This is a genomic window from candidate division WOR-3 bacterium (assembly GCA_039804025.1).
Taxonomy (GTDB): domain Bacteria; phylum Hydrothermota; class Hydrothermia; order Hydrothermales; family JAJRUZ01; genus JBCNVI01.
Map to the genome: position 1 here is coordinate 1 of JBDRZP010000017.1, position 18,277 is coordinate 18,277.

15 protein-coding genes are annotated in these 18,277 nt (G+C 28.5%); 7 read left to right on the forward strand and 8 right to left on the reverse strand.

Annotation, left to right across the window (positions count from 1 at the left end):
* The 6 genes from ABIN73_07050 to ABIN73_07075 form a co-directional block, all read right to left on the reverse strand.
* A partial coding sequence (locus ABIN73_07050; GenBank protein MEO0269480.1) for a carbohydrate binding family 9 domain-containing protein occupies nt 1-762 on the reverse strand: 762 nt, incomplete at its 3' end.
* Nucleotides 763-782: 20 nt separating this feature from the next.
* Complete coding sequence (locus ABIN73_07055; GenBank protein MEO0269481.1) at nt 783-968, reverse strand: hypothetical protein; 186 nt, start codon at nt 966-968, stop codon at nt 783-785.
* Entirely contained in the window at nt 952-2,529 is a 1,578-nt protein-coding gene (locus tag ABIN73_07060; protein MEO0269482.1) for an ABC transporter ATP-binding protein, read from the reverse strand. Before ABIN73_07060 ends, ABIN73_07055 begins: the two co-directional genes overlap by 17 nt.
* Nucleotides 2,526-3,806, reverse strand: a complete 1,281-nt coding sequence (locus ABIN73_07065) for a radical SAM protein (GenBank protein MEO0269483.1) — start codon at nt 3,804-3,806, stop codon at nt 2,526-2,528. Before ABIN73_07065 ends, ABIN73_07060 begins: the two co-directional genes overlap by 4 nt.
* Before the next feature lie 302 nt (nt 3,807-4,108).
* On the reverse strand, nt 4,109-4,804 hold the full coding sequence (locus ABIN73_07070; GenBank protein MEO0269484.1) for a hypothetical protein: 696 nt from the start codon (nt 4,802-4,804) through the stop codon (nt 4,109-4,111).
* A 68-nt stretch (nt 4,805-4,872) separates the two neighbouring features.
* Complete coding sequence (locus ABIN73_07075; protein MEO0269485.1) at nt 4,873-5,052, reverse strand: hypothetical protein; 180 nt, start codon at nt 5,050-5,052, stop codon at nt 4,873-4,875.
* A 274-nt stretch (nt 5,053-5,326) separates the two neighbouring features.
* Here ABIN73_07075 and ABIN73_07080 point away from each other — a divergent pair, with 274 nt between their 5' ends.
* The gene (locus ABIN73_07080) at nt 5,327-5,662 is read left to right on the forward strand and encodes a hypothetical protein (protein MEO0269486.1); all 336 of its coding nucleotides are present in this window, start codon (nt 5,327-5,329) and stop codon (nt 5,660-5,662) included.
* On the opposite strand, the gene ABIN73_07085 is transcribed toward ABIN73_07080, so the two are convergent.
* The gene (locus ABIN73_07085; protein ID MEO0269487.1) at nt 5,659-6,255 is read right to left on the reverse strand and encodes a polyphenol oxidase family protein; all 597 of its coding nucleotides are present in this window, start codon (nt 6,253-6,255) and stop codon (nt 5,659-5,661) included. The two genes, ABIN73_07080 and ABIN73_07085, sit on opposite strands and share 4 nt — an antisense overlap.
* A gap of 180 nt (nt 6,256-6,435) precedes the next feature.
* Between ABIN73_07085 and ABIN73_07090 the strand changes: the two genes are divergently transcribed.
* Nucleotides 6,436-7,071 carry a cyclic nucleotide-binding domain-containing protein gene (locus tag ABIN73_07090; GenBank protein ID MEO0269488.1) on the forward strand — a complete coding sequence of 212 codons (636 nt, stop codon included), beginning with the start codon at nt 6,436-6,438 and terminating at the stop codon, nt 7,069-7,071.
* Here the strand turns inward: ABIN73_07090 and ABIN73_07095 are convergent.
* On the reverse strand, nt 7,063-8,517 hold the full coding sequence (locus ABIN73_07095; GenBank protein ID MEO0269489.1) for an alkaline phosphatase family protein: 1,455 nt from the start codon (nt 8,515-8,517) through the stop codon (nt 7,063-7,065). The genes ABIN73_07090 and ABIN73_07095 overlap by 9 nt on opposite strands.
* A gap of 69 nt (nt 8,518-8,586) precedes the next feature.
* Here ABIN73_07095 and ABIN73_07100 point away from each other — a divergent pair, with 69 nt between their 5' ends.
* From ABIN73_07100 to ABIN73_07120, 5 genes are read left to right on the forward strand one after another with little or no spacing between them, the layout of a single operon-like run.
* The gene (locus ABIN73_07100; protein ID MEO0269490.1) at nt 8,587-9,282 is read left to right on the forward strand and encodes a tetratricopeptide repeat protein; all 696 of its coding nucleotides are present in this window, start codon (nt 8,587-8,589) and stop codon (nt 9,280-9,282) included.
* Nucleotides 9,283-9,328: 46 nt separating this feature from the next.
* A complete protein-coding gene (gene ileS, locus ABIN73_07105; protein MEO0269491.1) occupies nt 9,329-12,055 on the forward strand; it encodes an isoleucine--tRNA ligase in 2,727 nt (908 codons plus the stop codon).
* Nucleotides 12,045-12,407 (forward strand): TraR/DksA family transcriptional regulator, encoded by a 363-nt coding sequence (locus ABIN73_07110; protein ID MEO0269492.1) that lies wholly within the window; start codon nt 12,045-12,047, stop codon nt 12,405-12,407. The genes ileS and ABIN73_07110 overlap by 11 nt, the downstream gene beginning before the upstream one ends.
* Entirely contained in the window at nt 12,377-12,874 is a 498-nt protein-coding gene (gene lspA / locus ABIN73_07115; protein ID MEO0269493.1) for a signal peptidase II, read from the forward strand. The genes ABIN73_07110 and lspA overlap by 31 nt, the downstream gene beginning before the upstream one ends.
* Nucleotides 12,871-18,276, forward strand: coding sequence for a hypothetical protein (locus ABIN73_07120; GenBank protein ID MEO0269494.1), 5,406 nt, complete (start codon nt 12,871-12,873; stop codon nt 18,274-18,276). Before lspA ends, ABIN73_07120 begins: the two co-directional genes overlap by 4 nt.
* The last annotated feature ends 1 nt before the right edge of the window (nt 18,277 follow it).

An 18,277-nucleotide genomic window follows, 5' to 3' on the forward strand; every position in this document is an offset into this window, starting at 1 on the left:
TCCAGATAAACCAAGATTAAATCTAACATTTTCATTTTTGTAATTTATGCTATCCCTTATTCCAGTTTGAGAACTAATCAAATAGGGAATAAAATCATTTCTTTTTTCTTTTGAATAAATTCTTTCAGGAATTATAATCTTTGCTCCCTGCCCAAAAAAGGAAGGGATATTTTTTGAAAGCAAGGGGAAGGAGTAAAATGTAAAAGTTTCTCTTGGTCTTATTCTTAAAAGTAAAAGGTTCCATTCCTGTTTTTCTTTACTTTCAAATCTTAAAGAGGAAAAAGGAATTTTGAATTCACAAGACCAGAAAGAATCTGATATAGAGGATTTAACTTCAAAATATGTATCAAAAGACCAGTCTTCTATGTTTTGTGGAGGAGCTCCTTTTAAACCATCAAATTGAACACCTAAAGGATTTGTTCCAAAAATATAACCTTCTTTTTCTTTTCCGTAAGTATCAAGAAAAATAACAACCATATCATCCATTGCAAATTCATCCCTCTTTGTTAGAGTTTTCCTTATAGTTTTCATATCATCATAGCATTTAAAGGCAAAATATATATTCTCATTATCATAACCGATAAATACTTCAGTTTTGAAAGGAGGAATTTTACCTTCTTCTGGTTGAGTTTCAATGAATTCAGTGATTGGGGTTAAAGATGACCATTCATCCTTTGATAGAATCCCATCAATTACAATTTTCCCTTCCTCAAATTTTTGAATGGTTAAAAGATAAGAGAATAAGAAAATCAATTTAATCATTTAATTCCTCCTTTTTATTTTTATTCAATTTTTTTATTGAATGTATCTTTTTCAACATATCCTCCCCAACAGAATTTTTTACAATAAAGAAATTTAAAAGGTTTGTGTGTGGAAGGAGGACAAACATATTCATTACAATATTTTATTTTACAAGGTATCTGTTTTTTTAAATTTTGAAATTCTTCACCTTTATTTATTACCTTCATTTTGTTCCTCCTTTTTAATTTTTATAATTATATCGAAAAATTGATTAAGAGTTTCAAATTGCGAGGGCGATGTAATTATAAATGTCTTATCTTTAAACTTTCCCATGGTCTCTAAAAACTTTTCCTTTCCATTTTCGTCAACATTAGTAAAGGGTTCATCAAAAAGATATATATCACTTTTTTTAAGAAAACATCTTATTATATCAATTTTCTTTCTTTCCCCTGCTGAAAGCAAATTTACATTTTTTGTTTTTAAATGATTCAAATTAAAAATATCAAGATAATAGTCTATTTCCTCTTTTTTACATCCCGAAATAATTTCTAAATTCTCATATATATTCCCGTCTATTAAAAGTGGAGGGGCAAAGGAAATTGAAATATTTTTTGAAAATAAACTTATTTCACCATTAAAAGGATAAAGACCACAAAGGGTATAAAGTAGTGTTGTTTTTCCACTCCCATTTTCTCCTAAAATTAAAACCCTTTTACCTTCAGGAATTTCAAAATCTGGATATTTAATTTTTTTATCAAGAAGACTAACTTCAACATTTTTAAATACAATCTTTTTATTATTTGAAAAATTAAATGAAACTTTATAAGGGGATGGAGAAAGCTCTTCCATTCTTTCTATTTCTCCAGTGCATTCCCTGATGTTTATTATTGAATTATACAGGTTTTCAACAGCAGAAATCAACTGCCATAATATTGTGCTAAAACCTAAATAACCACCTATTGTTAACCTACCATTTAAAATTTCATAACCTGCAAAAATCAGTAACCCAATCTGCATAATCATCTGGAGAAATGCTTGAATATTGTTTATAGAAGCTGTAAAGAATGTTACTTTTGTTAAAAATTGAAGAAATTCTTTTAATTTCAATTTAAATTTTTTCTCTGCATGGTTAATTATTTCAAAAATTTTTATCAACTTATAATTTTCAATTAAATTATTTAAAAAACCCTGAAGTAAAGCACTTTTTTCATCCCTTTCTTTAATAAAAATTTTATATTTTCCTCCGAAAAAGTAATTTAAAAAAGTATTTATTAAAAAAAATGGGATAATGAAAATGCATAACTGGGGAGCAATTAAGAAACCAATAGAAAAACCAAGTATACTCCAGAAAAGATTTAAAACAATACCAGAGGTTGTTGTTAATAAACTTGTTATTATTGAATCGGGCTCATCATGAATTCTTGATAAAAAATACCCTGAAGGACGTTTTGAAATAAATTCATAATCGAGGGAATAGAAATTTTTAAGTAAATTTACCCTTAGTTTTATTTCGACCCTGTTTCTTAAATATCTTAAAGTTATAGTTGAAAAGAAACCCAAAAGTATTGATATCATCCAGGAAAAAAGTGTCAAAAAACCAAAACGAAAAAGAAAGTTAAAATCTTTATTTATTACACCCTTATCCACAATTTCTTTCACTAAAAACGAAGTAATTGTAGCGAAAAATACACTTAAAAGGGTAAATAAAACAAAAACTGAAAATCTAAAGCTGTTGTTTTTCCATACTAAATTTTTGAAAGTTGAGAAAAATTTTTTAATTTCTCTCATTTAAATTTAAATTCGTAGATTTTCTTTAAATAATCTTTAAGTGAATACTTCCAGAATGAGCATTTAATAATTCCCTTTAACCTTCTCAAAGGACAGGAACCATTACATAGTGGTAAAAACTTACAATAAACACAAAAATCTGGTAATTTAAATTTAAGATTACTCAATTTTTTATTAATTTTTTTATCAAAAATATTACCACAGCTTTCCTTTTCTCCAACAAGTTCAAGGCATTCTTTTAATCTTCCATCAGCATCAATTATAAAACTGTTTTCTGATACAAAACCACATCCACCTGCATGAGGTTGTGGATAAAGTTCAAAATTATTAAAACCTATCTCAAAAATTAAAGGAATTATATTTTCTGTAAGTATTTTCCCAAATTCTTTTTCATCAAAGTAAATATTTCTTTTATCAAGATTTTCTTCAAATTCACCCAGGATGGGAGAGAAATAGAAACTAATATTTTTGTCTTCATCAAATTTTTTCAAATCATTTAAAAGATTCTTAATACTAAAAATGTTTTCCTTATCAACCTGAATTCTTATTGAAATTTTTAAATCTTTAAATTCTTTGATTTTTTCTAAATTATTCATTAAAATTTCATAACTGTTATTTCTTCTTTTATTATGAAAATTTCTATCACCATCAAAGGTTATTTGGACAAATTTTAAATTGCAAATTTCGCAGAGTGCTTTTGCAGTGTCATAATTTAAATAATAACCATTTGTAATGATTGAAGAAGAGAAATTTAATTTTTTTTCTTTGGATATATTTTTTATGACTTCTCCAAACTTTAATACCATGTCAAGTTTTACCAATGGTTCCCCTCCAAAGAATAACACACTTATATTTTCTAGCTCATTTTTGCTATCTATAATTTCCTTTATAAATTCAATAGATTTTTTAAAAATTGATTCCTCCATATCATATTTTTTACTTCTTTCAAAACAGTAAGAACAATTGAAGTTACAGAGCTGGGTTGGAACAAAAGTGATGCCTAAATATTTTTTATTTACATTTTCAATTTCATCGAAATTCTTTAAAAAAATTTCCCTATCATTTCCTTTAACAATAAATCCATTTGAAGTAAACTCTTCTAACATTTTTTCGTTTTTATCCCATAAATTTTCATTTTTATAAAATTCAATATATTCCTTTTCATCAAGAAGAACAAAACCTTTTGACAGAATATTGTAAAGTAGAATTCCTTTATCAACTTCTATTTCTATATTATAATAGCTTTTTTTCCACTCAAACTCACTCTTTTTATTCATCTTTTTTATTATTTTTTTTTATTATGGATTAATATGAAAGGGGGGGAGTACCCCCCTTGTCTTATTTGGGTTTTTCACGCATCACCCCTATAACCCCAGAAACAGAACTTTCCACAATACAAAATGGGACACTCATTTTGGAGTGGGACACTTGTTTTTCCTTGGTTTACTATTTTCATGTTTCCCTCCTTTTTATTTTTAATCCCTGAGTCGGGCTTTAACCAATTTCTCAGGGTCTTATTATATATATAACAATTTAAAAAGCCTTTTCGGTTTTTTTTTTTTTTTTTGCAGTTTTGGAATTATCTTTCAATTATCAGGGCAAACTTGTTTTTATGAAGTTCTTTTATCTTTATTGATAAAGGATTTTCATATAAATAAATTCTCTTTTTCTTTAAATTTGTAATCGGATCTTTTAAAGAAGTTAACCTTGAAAAAACTATTACCTTCCCCTTTTTAATCTCTTTGTCTGTTAATACAATCTTTAAATTACACATAGAATTGCATTTCATTAAAATACCTTCTTTTTTATTCTTAAACTCAATATTTACATCTTCACAGGGACATAAAAATCTTAAAAATTTACTTAAAATCTTGCAAAAATCCTTATTTTTAATAAGCCTGTAAAACTTATAATAACCTTTATTTTTTAACCTCCAATTTTTATAATAGTCTATATTTTTCTTTCTCCAATTAATAAAATAATCAGGATTTTCCTTTCTCCATTTACTTTGAAGCTCTTTCACCCTTTCTTCATTCTCAATCAACCATTTCCTTCTTAATTCTTTCCTGCTCCTTTTATCAGGATTAATTTTACTCTTTATCTCAGAAAAAATATCCTTAACCTTTTCGTAAGAAATATTTAATTTTTTTGAAATTTCTTTTAAATTAAACCCTTGCCTTATTAAACTTATAATCCATAATTCTTCATCCTTTAATCTATATAAAATCCTTTTAAAGTATTCTAAAAATTCTTCACTTTTTACCTCATTTAGCACCTCAAATTCCTCATCCTCTCTTAAAATTAATTTTGTTTCCTTTTTTAAATAATTTAAAAAATGATTTTCTAAGGACTTAAAAAATAATTTTCAAACTCTCTTTCATCCCCTTTAAATTTTTCCTTACATTTTTTAAAACATATAAATGCTTCAGATAAAAGATCCTCCTTATGATGGAAAAAATTATATTTTTTACAAAAATTTAAAATTTTAATATTGATTTCTTTTAAATATTCTTCAAAATTCATATTACCTCCAAAAAATAAACATAGATTTTCCCCTAACTTTTTCAAGTTTTAAAAGCGCATCACACTTTTCCTTTCCTGATTTTTCATTCAAAACTTTCGGAACATTCATTATTTTCATACTGAAATTATATTAATATATATCAAATGAACCAATAATTGCATTTATTCCAAATTAGTCCCATTGTTATGATTAAAACTTTCTTAGGGTCTTTTCGTTATAATCAAAATTTCTTATTTTTTGACCCTCAATAAATCTTTATTTTAAAATTAAAATATGACAACAGAAACAGTAAATATCCTTGCGCTTATTTTAGGAGTCCTTGCTTTGATTCAACCCCTCATCCTCTCCTATTTTACAAATAAACTCATACAAAAGGAAGATGAAAGAGCAAAGAAGATGATTGAAGCAACGCAAAGAATGATTGAAGCAACACAAAAAATGATTGAAGAAAGTAAAAAAGATACAGAAAAAATACTTGAAAGAACACAAAAGATGATTGATGAAGGGAATAAGAGACTTGAAAAATTTATAATGGAAACTCAAAGAATGATTGATGAAGGAAATAAGAGACTTGAAATACTTCTATCAGAAGTTATTAAAAGAGTTTAATTAAAATACATAACACAATTTAAAATTCTTCTATCAGTCTTATCCCTTCTATAAGAGGGCAGAAAATTTTCTTCAAAGGTGCAAAGACTTGAAAGATGTATATTTTTAACTCCCATTTTTAAAAGCTCATATACAGTTTTTCCTCTTAAATCATAAAAAAATTTATTATTCCTTTTAAATAAAAATTGGTTGTCAAAATCTTTAAACTCAATTCCAACTTCATAACAGTTTGAACATATTGAAGGTCCAAGATAAGCATAAAGATTTTTAGGGTTAAATCCATATTTTAAAAATTCTCTTATTCCCTTTTTTATTATCCCCTTAAAAAGTGAGCGCCATCCTACATGAAAAATTCCGTAAAAAAAGGGATTTTCCGTTAATACAACAAGAGGAATACAATCAGCAGTCTTTACACATAAAATTTTACCAGTCCTTGTTATAAGTCCATCACCCTCTTTATCCTCTTCCTCATAATCCTCGGCAAAAATCACTTTATCACCATGAACCTGATTTAAAGAAATATACTCAAATTCAGGTTTTTCATCAATTAATAAAATAATAAGATTATCCCCTATTTTCTTTTTGATTTTCACTTAAAATTTTCCTCCTTTTCTGAAATGTAACCCATTCATCAAGAATTTTAATTGCCTCTTTTTTATCCATAAAAATTTATTTTAAGTAAAAGTTAAAAATTTTTTAAAATTTTTATTTTCTTTGAAAAAAATAAATTTTTAGGTTATAATTTAGTATTTAGTGTAGTTGGAGGTATAAGTATGAATAAAATTTTGTATAAAAAAAATGAATACATATTCAGGGAAGGAGATGAATCGGATCATATATATATCATAGATTCAGGTAAAGTTAAGATTTTTAAAGTTAAACAACACAAAGAAAAAATTTTAGCAGTATTAGGTCCCGGTGAGTTATTTGGAGAAATTGGAGTTTTATCAAAATCAAAAAGAAGTGCTAATGCTTTTACACTTGAAGACACTGTTTTAGAAATAATTAAGGAAGAGGAAATTTCTGATATTTTGGAAAAAAATCTTACTTTAAATTTAATAATTCAAACCCTAATAAAGAGAATTAAAAATTTAGATGGAAAAATAAACCTTATTTCTTTTCTTCATGAAGAATTTAGATTATGTTTTTACTTTGGTGTTAAATATATGGAAGATAAGAAAACAGTTTTTGATATTGATGAAATTGCATATTTCACAGATATTGAAGAAGAAAAAATATCTTACTTCTTAGATAATTTGGAACAAAAAGGCATTGTTAATAGAAGAGAAGATAAATATGTAATAATTAGAAAACCAGAATTAATTTTTGAACACACGAAGTATTTATTTTTAGAAGAAAAATTCAGAAGGAAAGAGAAATTAAAAGAAAAATTTTACCCTTTACTCTAAAAGGGAAGAACCATCCATATCAGAAGGGATTTCAAGATTTAAAAAATTAAGAACCGTAGGTAATATATCGGTTATTTTTGCGTAGCTTTTCTCTTTTAAACTAATCTTTCTTCCCTTTTGAGAAATTATCAGTATCCCCTTAGTGTCATGGTCACCTGTTTTTTCTGTCATAGACTCACCAAAAAATTTTAAATCAGGAAAAGGAACCCAGGAGGAAACGTATGAAAAATCATCAAGGGAATAAACAATATCGGGCATTAAATTTAAATTTTCACCTTTAAAAATTTCTTCCCTTTCAAAGATTTTTATGTTAACATTGAATTCTCTTGAAAGATCAATTAGAGATTTTTTTATATCTTCTATAATTTTTTCCCTTTCCTTTTTTTCTACAAAACCAAAAGGGAATCTATCTTTCTGATTTATGTATATAAATCCATAATAACCGAATCCAAAAGCATAGGTTTTTTCAAAATCAATATCAGAATAGGAAAAACCAAGCTTTGAGGCAGTTTTACCGAAACTTTCTTTATTTTTTCTCAAAATCCCCTCAAGACCCAATTTATAAATGATCTTTGATAGTTTTAAAGGTGAAAATCCACTTTTATAGGAAATCATTTTTAATAAGTTTTTGTAATTCTTTTTTAATTTCAAAAAACCCTCTTTTAAAAGAAAAGAATTTATATAAAAGTGTCCTTTTAGATCTTGGAATCCATGGTCTGACATTAAAATAATTAAAGTTCCCTCAGGTAAATTTGAAACAATTTTATCTATTTCTTCATCAATTTTTTCATAGACAGATTCTACTTTTTCTTTATCATACCATAACCAGTGTTGGGCATGATCACAAGTCATGAAAACTCCCATAAATAAATCAAAATATTTATTTTTAACTAAATACTCCATAACATCTCCGTGAATCTCTGTAAGTTCTATTAAATCTTTGAAGAATATTTCGGGATTTTTCCTTGAAAATTTAACTTTTTCTCCTATCCTGTAATTGGGAAATTTCTTCAAAAGTTCATTTTTAAACTCACTTGGATATGTAAAATCAGAGTTCAAGGAAGGTGTTAAAAAACCAGATACAAATATACCATTTATTTTTTCAGGCGGATATGTGAAAGGAACAAAATAAATAATGGATTTTAAATTATTAAAGGATAAAATGTTCCATAATTTTTTTTGTTTTCTCAATTTAAAAGAGGACAACCTGTATTCAAGCTTATCATCCAATTCAAAGAAATCAAGTATTCCATGCTTACCAGGATTTTTACCTGTCATAAAGGAAGACCAGGCTGAGGGTGTAAGTGGCGGAATAGTCGTTTCAAGTTCGTATTTTTTTCCTTCTTTTATGAGATTTGAAATAGCCTTTAATTTTCCTTTTTTACATAAAGGGTCAATTATTTTAAAAGTTGCACCATCTATTCCAATTACACAAACCTTATTCATAAAAGTTATTTTAAATTAATTCGTTTTTATTTTGAAAGTAGAGAATAAATTCCTATAAAATTATAAACCATGAAAGAAGAAGAAAAACTATTTAATGAGGCAAAAAAATTATATAATGAAGGAAAATTCTGGGAGGCTTTGAAAATTATGAAAGACCTTGCACAAAAAAGAGAAAATTATGCTGATTTTCAGCATTTTCTTGGTGTCATATACTATTCTCTTTCAATGCTGGATGAAGCAATTTCCCAGTTTGAAAAGGCAATTGAGATAAATCCAAATTATATTGAGGCACACCTTAATTTATCAATAGCACTTAATGATAAGGGGGATTATATAAGAGCAAAGGAACATTACGAAAAAGCTGTAAAACTGGAAAAGGAAGGAGGAAGAATACCAGTAAGTCTCAGAAACAACCTTGCAAATACCTATATGAAACTGGGAGACACCTTTTATGAAATAGGAGAATACGAAAGAGCAAAAGAGGAGTATGAAAAGGCAATTGAAATAGCACCTTATTTCCTTGATATAAGAACAAAGCATGCAAAAACTCTTATGCAATTGAATGAAATTGAAAAAGCTATCTATTCCCTTGAGGAGATCCTTTTGTTAAATCCTAAATATGAAGAAGCAAAGGTAATACTTGGGATATGTTATTATAAAAAGGGAGAAAAAAATAAAGCAAAGGAAATTTTACAGGAAGTTTTAAAAATTAACCCTGAAAATTCAAAGGCAAAAGCCTATATTAGTATGCTCAAAAATGAATAGCGAAAAACTAAAAGAAACACTTAATCTTCCAAATACAAAATTTCCAATGAAGGCCTCTCTTAAAGAGAGAGAGCCTCTCATGCTTAAATTCTGGGAGGAAAAGAGGATATATTTCCGGGTTCTTGATGAAGATAGACCCTTATTCATCCTTCATGATGGACCACCTTATTCCAACGGTCACATACATATAGGAACAGCAATGAATAAAATTCTTAAAGATTTTATAGTTAAAAGCAAAATGATAATGGGATACAAAACTCCCTATATTCCTGGATGGGATAATCACGGAATGCCGATTGAAAATGAAGTAATAAAGGAAGATAGTGAAATAAGAGAAATCCTCTCAAAAGATCCATTTGCACTTAAAAAGGAGGAAGTTAGAAAAACCTTAAGAAAAAAATGTGAGAATTTTGCAAGGAAATGGATGAATATACAGAAAGAGGAATTTAAAAGGCTTTTATGTATTGGAGACTGGGAGAATCCTTATTTTACAATGCATCCTGAATATGAGGCTGAAGAACTTAAAATACTGGCTCAACTTGCAAAGTTAGGGTATATAGAAAAAGGATTTATGCCACTCCACTTTTGTGCTCATTGTAAAACTGTCCTTGCAATGGCTGAAATTGAATATAAAAATAAAACATCTCCATCAATTTACTTTTTAATGGAACCATTAAACATTAAAGAGTTTCCAGAAAAAACTTATATTCTTGTATGGACAACAACTCCCTGGACAATAATTTCAAATGTTGCCCTTGCCTTTAACCCTTATTTCCATTATGGTGTAATTGAAACAGAAAAAGGGAGGTTCCTTTTTGCCCTTGAAACCCTTGATAGGTTAAAAGAAGAACTTCAATTCGAAAAATTTAATGTTTTAAAAGAATTTAAAGGAGAAGAACTTGAATTTAAAAAGTTTTTACATCCCTTTTATAATAGAGAATCTATTGGAATCCTTGCAGAATTTGTTGAGAAAGAAACAGGTTCAGGAATAGTCCATATTGCTCCTGGACACGGAAAAGAAGATTTTGAAGTAGGAAGCAAATATAACTTACCTATATTATCCCCAATTGATGATGCAGGAAAATTTACAAAAGAAGCAGAAGGATTTGAAGGAATGGATACAGATTCTGCATCACAAAAAGTAATAGAAATTCTTGAAAAAAATAATAAATTATTAAAGAAAGGAGAAATTATTCATTCCTATCCTCACTGCTGGAGATGTAAAAATCCTTTAATTTTCAGAGCAACAGAACAATGGTTCTTAAGGGTTGACCACAAAAATTTAAGAAAAAGAGCACTGGAAGAAATTAATAAAGTTAACTGGATACCACCAGCCAGCAAGCAGAGCATTTATAATGCTGTTCTTGAAAGACCTGATTGGTGCATATCAAGACAGAGAGCATGGGGTCTTCCAATACCTGCTTTTAAATGCAAAAAATGCTCTAAGAGTTTCATTGATCCTGATTATGTTTTAAAACTTGCAAATCTTGTAGAGAAAAAGGGATCACAGATTTTCTGGGAAGAAAATGAAATAGAGCTTCCACCCTGTCCTTTCTGTAAATCAAAGGAACTTGAGAAGGAAAAGGATGTCCTCGATGTCTGGATTGATTCAGGAGTCACAAATTTAATTGTTCTTAAACAGAGAAATCTCTCTTGGCCAAGTGATGTTTTTATTGAGGGACCTGATCAGCACCGTGGATGGTTCAATGCTTCTTTAATGATAAGTGTAGCCATAAAGGAAAAGGCACCTTATAAAACAGTTATAACCCATGGATGGACCCTTGATGAAAAAGGAAGGGCAATGCATAAATCCCTTGGAAATGTTATATCCCCCCTTGAGGTTATAGAAAAGTTCGGTTCAGAAATTCTAAGAGTATGGACAGCTTTTTCTGAATATACACAGGATGTGAGAATATCTGACAATATTTTGAACCTCATGGTTGAAAATTACAGAAAAGTAAGAAACACATTCAGATTCCTCCTCGGTAATTTATACGATTTTAATCCAAAGCAGAATTCAGTGAATTTTGAAGAAATGTTACCTGTTGATAAATATATGATGATTAAAACTGATGAATTTAAAGAAAAAATTATTGATTTTTATGAGGAGTATGCTTTTCACAGAGCCTTTCATCTTTATCATAGATTCTGTGCTCTTGATCTATCTTCCTTTTATCTTGATATATTAAAAGATAGACTTTATACCTTTTACTATGATTCAAAAGAAAGGAGAAGTGCACAAACTGTCCTTTACTATATACTTAAAACACTCCTTGTTCTTGGAGCTCCTATTTTATCTTTTACCTGTGAAGAGGCATATCAGGAAATGCCTTATAAAGAAAAAGATAGTATATTCCTCGAAACCATAACAAAGGAAAGGAAATATAAGGATGATAACCTTGTAAAGGATTTTGAAAAAATTCTCGAATTAAGAGATATTGTCTTTAAATTACTTGAGGAAATGAGAATTAACAGAAAGATTGGCTCCTCCTTAGAAGCAGATGTTTACATTCAGGGAGAAGATGAGGTTATAGAAAAATATTTTGAATATTTACCAGAAATTTTTATAGTTTCACAGGTTAAAAGGGGTAAACCACAAAGTTTTGAACTTTCATCAGAAAAAGAAAATATTAAAATCTATGTTAAAAGAAGTGAGGGAGAAAAGTGTGATAGATGCTGGCGATACCTTGAAGAAGTTAAAAGAAATGAGAAAAAATTATGTAAAAGGTGTGAAGAAGTTCTTTTAAAAAAGGAGTATTTATATGAAGGATAAGGAAATTGAGAAATTAAAGAAAAAAATAATAGAAAAAAGAGAAAAAATAATAAAATTTTTAGAAAAGGCTGAAAAGAGCGGGATGAGCTGGGCTGAAAGTGGTGAAAGGATATTTCACCATCATATTTCAGATACTGCCACTGATGAGGAATTAAAGGAACTTGCTTTTATGAATGCTACAAGGTTAAGGGAAGAACTTGCTCTTATAGAAGATGCAATTTCAAGAATAAAAGATGGAACCTATGGTATATGTTTAAAATGCTCAAAACCTATTCCTTTATACAGATTAAAAGCAATACCCTATGCAAGATACTGTATTAAATGTCAGAAGGAAATAGAGGAGAAAGCATAAAAGATATTTTAAAAAGAATACTATTCGGACTTTCTCTTGGAATTTTAGTTTTTATTTTAGACCAATTAACAAAGAACATAGCTTTAAAAAATCTTGAATACGGGGTTCCCTTTGAAATCCTTGGACCTTATTTTAGATTTACTCTTGTTTTTAACCCATACGGTGTTTGGGGTTTACCAATTACTAAGATTTTGCCTTATGAGCCTATAGCACTTTTTGCCATTTTACTTTTGTTTATTTTTATTGCCAAAGAAAAAAAATTTCTTTATAATATTTTTTACGGGTTTATATTGGGTGGAGCCTTTGGAAACCTTTTTGATAGATTAAGAATGAAAGCAGTTGTTGATTTTATAGAAATCGGTATTTCAGAGAACCTTCACTGGCCAATCTTTAACATTGCTGATACCTTTATATCCATTGGGATTGTTGGAATAATATTTTTCTCAATCATAAGAAAGGAAAAATGATAATTTTGCTATTTATTTTAACTCAATCTACATACCTTGATTCTCTTTTGCTTAAAAACCTTAATAGAAATTTTGAAACAGATAGTTTAAAAAATTTTGATAATTTTGAATTAATATTTTCCTATAGAAAAGAGCATCTCGTTAGAATAGAAAAAAAGGAAATAGAGAAAGACCTTGATAAAAAAATTGAAGAGATAACAAGGCAAGAATTAAATAAAAAAATAGAAGAAAAAGTAGCTTTAAGGGGAACAGGACTCATACCAGATATAACAATTCCAATTCCTGTTGAGCTTCCCTTCGGATTAACAGATGAAACCAAGGTAAAAATAGGTGGATTTCAGAATTTATCAATGGGATTGCAGAGGGATGAATTTTCATCACAGTCAAGAAGAACACCTCAGGGTGCATCAAGTCCTGGTATAAAACTTGAACAACAGCTAAAAGTTAATGCAGAAGGAATAATAGGGGGTAAAATACACCTTTTACTTGACCATGATTCTCAAAGGGAAACTCAAGATTTACAAACAATCAAAATAAGATATGAAGGAGATGAAGATGAAGTAATAAAATACCTTGAAGGTGGAAATCAAATAGGAGAGAGAGGTGCTACCGGTGGTCTTTTCGGGCTTGCAGGAAAATTCCAGTTTGGTTCTTTTGATTTCGAAGCAACAGCATCAAGGGAAATGGGTAACAAAAAAGAAATCGTTCTTACAAAGGGTGGAGTTGTTGAAGATACTGTAAAAATTGAAGATAAGGATTATGAAAAAAATAAATTCTTTTTAATACCTATTTCACCTGGAGACCAAATAATAATAGATTCAATTTTCGTTTTTTATAATGATAATATTGAATCAAATGATACTTTAATAAGAAACCCCTTTAAAGGTAAAACCTTTCTTTATGAAAACCCTGATTCTTTCAGTAATAAAATTTACACCTTTCAAATTCTAAAAAGAGACTCAGCATATTCAAACATATTTTTCAGTAACATAATTGAAATTAAAATCCCAACATCTACTGACTTTATACTTGCTGTTGCATACAAAACTAAAAACTCAGGATGGATAGGAAAGTTAAATAAATCCAATCCCCTTGATACTTCAAACAAATTTCTTCTTCTAAGGGAATATGGATTAAATAACTATAAAGACCCTACATGGAAATTCATGTTAAAAAATATTTATTATGTTGGTCAGATTGACTCTGCCTCATTAAAGATTGTAAGATATGATTCTCCATACAATATTGAACAAGAAAATGGTAAGACTTTTCTACACATTTTAGGTCTTGATAAAAATTCAGATGGAGTTTTAGATAGATATATAAATTATGGAGGGATAACCAATTTTATTCCTTATGTTAATGGTTATTTATTTATTCCAAAACCTGAACCCTTTGCCTATGATTCTCTGAGTGTAAAGGATACAATAATTTACAGAACCTTTTCAGAAACAGAGATTTCCCAGAGAGATCATATTTATAAAATCATCACTGTTACAAGAAGGAGACCAACAACAATAAATCTTGGAATGACAGGAATTGTAAAAAATTCTGAGGAGGTTTATTTTGGAAGTGAAAGATGGGAATCTGGGAAAGATTATATAATTGATTATGATTCAGGTATTATGCAGATTTTGAATAAGGATTACTTAAATGACCTTTCCCGTGAATTGAAGATTAAATTCAATGAAAGAGCTCTGTTTCAAACTAAAAAAAGAACCTTTATGAATTTAAAGGGTAATTATAATATATCGGAGAATTCTAATCTTACTTTTGGTGTTGATTACAGGGGCGAGTCAACTGCAGAACAGAAAATAAGATTTGGTGAGGAACCTAAAAGGGTTTTTCTTTTTAATTCAAATTTAAATCTTGAAAGAGAGTTGCCTTTTAATTTCTTTTCTTTTTTACCCTGGTTAAAGGAATTAAGGGAACCCAAATTAAAAGTTTTATCAAGATTTAACCAGTCTTTCCCTGATCCCAATACAAGAAATTATGCATATCTTGATGATATGGAATCAGCTACTCTTGAAATTTTTGCTGATTTAAACCATTTTAACTGGATTTACGGTTCATTACCTTCATATTTAAAGGATTCAACAAATGGTTACATAAGAACTTTTGAAGACTATTTTGAAAATAATTTAATATGGTTTGAAACAAATAAATTTTTATACAAGGATATTTACCCATATATTCCAGGACAGCAGGGTAACAGAACCTTAAGTGTGCTTGAAGTAATTTTAAAACCAGGGAGTAAAGGAGAGGCTGGATTTGCTTCCTTAAACCAACTTATCTCAAAAGACGGTGTTGATATATCATCTTACGATTATCTTGAAGTGATTGTAAAGGGTAAAAGTGGTATAATGGGAATAGATATAGGTTCTGAAATAAAAGAAGATGCCTGTTTCAGAGATATTAGGGGTAATTTAGTTGGAGTAGGAATAGAAAATTCAGAGGACGGAGCAAACGGGGGTTGGAAAGATTCAAAATTACAGGCAGATAGGGAAGATGTTGGGCTTGATATGGTGCCCGATGGAGCATCAGGTGATGCTGGCAATGATAATTATGAATATGGAAACATTAATAAAATAAATGGAACAGAAGGAAATGGAAAACTTGATACAGAAGATATTGATGGAGATGGTTTTAATCCTGATAGAGATGATTGCTTTACCTATATAATAGATTTAACAAGGGATTATTATCAGATATACAATGGTTTTAAGTTTTACAAAATACCCCTCGATAAATTCGCAAAGAAATATGGGAACCCTGAAATCATAAGAATAAAAAAAATAAGAATATTTTTCACAGGATTTTCAAAGACTGATACAATCTATATAGCAAAAATTGGTATAACCGGGAATAAGTATATTTCCCAAGGAGTTTTTAATAATGGAAAACCTGTAAGTGACCCTGATAAAAAACTCACAGTTTTAACCTACAGCAATCAGGAAGATGCAAATGTATATAAACCTCCTCCTGATGCAGTTATAGAAAAAACCCAGGAGGGTGAATCAGAAGAGAAAACACTTGTTTTAAGATTTGAAAATTTCGATCAGGGTGATTATGGAACAGCATCAAAAAAGTTGTTTTCACCACAGGATTACTGGCAGTATAAAAAAATAAGTTTTTATTTAAAATCTTATCCAGATACATTAAGAGATAAACCCCATTTCTTTATAAAATTTGTAACAGTTGACACAAACAATTACTATGAATATAAAGTAGAAAATGTTCCTTCTGTTTGGGAAAAATATGAAATTGATATTGAAAAATTTACAAATCTTAAACTCAAAAGAGGAAAAGAAAACATAAATAAATTATTCACAGACCCTGCTTTTCCTGGATATTATGTAAAGGGTGAGCCAAACTTTAAAAGAATAGACAGGTTCATTATAGGTGTTAAAAATGAAAGTGATAAAGTAATTTCAGGTGAAATATGGTTTAATGAACTCTTACTTAGATCCCCTGATAGAAAGGGAGCCTATTCTCTTGAAAATACAGTAGCAATGGATATGGGAGAAATTGGTAATATGAATTTAAACTATGCAAGGAGCTCTCCAGGTTTTTCCGGTATGAATTTACAGAGAGAAACTTTTTCAAATGAAGATATTGGTGGAAGTATAAAATTAAACCTTGACAAATTATTCAATATTAATTTTTTAAATTTACCATTTAATTATTCTTTAAAAAATTCAAAGAGATTACCTATTTTCAAAACTGGAAGCGATGTGAGGCTAAATGAAAATCTCGCAGAAAGAGAAAAAAATACCTCTTTCAGTAATGGGTTTAATTTTTCTCTTTCAAGAAAAATTACATCTCAGGAAACAAGTAAGAATATTTTGGAAAGAATCATGAAATATACATTCAATCCTTTGAATTACAATTTATCTTATCAGTATAACAATAATTTGTCCCCTACTAATATAAATTATAACAGAAACTTTCAACAATCCCTTAGCTATAAACTTAATTTACCTTTCACTGGTTTAAGTTTTCTTAATCAAAAAATAAAACCTTTTCCACAGAATATTAATATAGCTGTAACTCACTCTAAAGTTAAAAATAAGGGATTATCTTTTGATCCCAGGGATTCTTTATGGGTTCAAACAAATATTTATAAAAGGGAAGGAGGGAACTTGGATTATAGTTTTTCAGGAATATCGCCTCTAAACTCAATAAATATCGATTTTGGAGGAAAAATTGACTATGATATAGGTTTAAAAAAATTAACAAATAAATTTTATGGTAAAGACATAAAAAGGTCTTCTTTTTATTACTTTAAATACAATCCCACACTTCCTTTAAATTTAAAAAAATTTATAGGAAATTTAAGTTTCTCTTACAATCCAACCTTTAATGACGAACATGACCCTATAAATCAAAAGGATAGTATAAATCCTTTAAGAACTGTAAACAATACATCAAATTATACAATTCAGGGAAATGTTAATACTTTTGAAATTATATACTTCATTGTAAGTTTAGGTAATAAAGAAGCATTAAAAGATATAAATAAATTGAGAAGTATTTTCCAACCAGTTAATGTGAATTATTCAAGAAACTTAAATTCAAGATATTATGAATTAAGAAGAAGTCCGAGTTTTCTGTATGAAATAGGGAAAACAATGAATCCTCGCGTTGATTATGTTGAAAATATAAATAATAACATAAATGATTCAAGAAATTTAAATTTAAATACAGGAACAAGAATTCAGGATATAAGTGTAAATCTTTCTTATGGATTAAGAAATAATTTGAGCTACCTTCCCTACCAGAGGACAAAAACAATTACAAAAGGGCAAAATTTCCCTAATATAACAGTTCAAATTGATATGATAAACAAGAAAATAAAATTTTTAGACCCTTTGCTTTCAAGTTTATCTTTTAAAACATCATACAATCTTGATGTATCAAAGGATGAAGGAACTAATGTTACAAATGAAAGAAGGTCTAAGAATTTCACACCTTTATTTTCAATTCAAGGAAGAACAAGGAATGGTATAGGACTTACTTTGAATTATAATAAAAACGAAATAATAAATTTATCAAATTCAGCTGGTTTTATAACAGAATCTAAAACTTTTTCAAAGGGAATTAATATCAATCTTGATTTTTCAATTTCAAGGTCAATTTCTCAAAAATTATTCGGATTTTTAAAAGTAAAATCAGAAGTAAACGCAAATATTTCCTTTACAAACCAGAATAACAGAACTCAAATTAGGGGAATTGAACAGCAAAACAACACAAGCACAAATCTTAATGGAGCTTTAAATTTCAGGTTTACTGAGGATATAACAGGAAGCTTTGGTATTCTTTATAATTCAAATAAAGATAACATTCAGGGAATAACAAACAAAAGGTATGAAATAAATTTTGGAGTTAGAATTAACTTTTAAA

Coding starts and splice junctions, on each gene's coding strand:
- ABIN73_07110 (MEO0269492.1), top strand. CDS start 12,045: ATGAAGGATAAGGAAATTGAGAAATTAAAGAAAAAAATAATAGAAAAA.
- ileS (MEO0269491.1), top strand. CDS start 9,329: ATGAAGGCCTCTCTTAAAGAGAGAGAGCCTCTCATGCTTAAATTCTGG.
- ABIN73_07075 (MEO0269485.1), bottom strand. CDS start 5,052: ATGAATTTTGAAGAATATTTAAAAGAAATCAATATTAAAATTTTAAAT.
- ABIN73_07080 (MEO0269486.1), top strand. CDS start 5,327: ATGACAACAGAAACAGTAAATATCCTTGCGCTTATTTTAGGAGTCCTT.
- ABIN73_07060 (MEO0269482.1), bottom strand. CDS start 2,529: ATGAGAGAAATTAAAAAATTTTTCTCAACTTTCAAAAATTTAGTATGG.
- ABIN73_07120 (MEO0269494.1), top strand. CDS start 12,871: ATGATAATTTTGCTATTTATTTTAACTCAATCTACATACCTTGATTCT.
- lspA (MEO0269493.1), top strand. CDS start 12,377: ATGTCAGAAGGAAATAGAGGAGAAAGCATAAAAGATATTTTAAAAAGA.
- ABIN73_07100 (MEO0269490.1), top strand. CDS start 8,587: ATGAAAGAAGAAGAAAAACTATTTAATGAGGCAAAAAAATTATATAAT.
- ABIN73_07090 (MEO0269488.1), top strand. CDS start 6,436: ATGAATAAAATTTTGTATAAAAAAAATGAATACATATTCAGGGAAGGA.
- ABIN73_07065 (MEO0269483.1), bottom strand. CDS start 3,806: ATGAATAAAAAGAGTGAGTTTGAGTGGAAAAAAAGCTATTATAATATA.
- ABIN73_07095 (MEO0269489.1), bottom strand. CDS start 8,517: ATGAATAAGGTTTGTGTAATTGGAATAGATGGTGCAACTTTTAAAATA.
- ABIN73_07055 (MEO0269481.1), bottom strand. CDS start 968: ATGAAGGTAATAAATAAAGGTGAAGAATTTCAAAATTTAAAAAAACAG.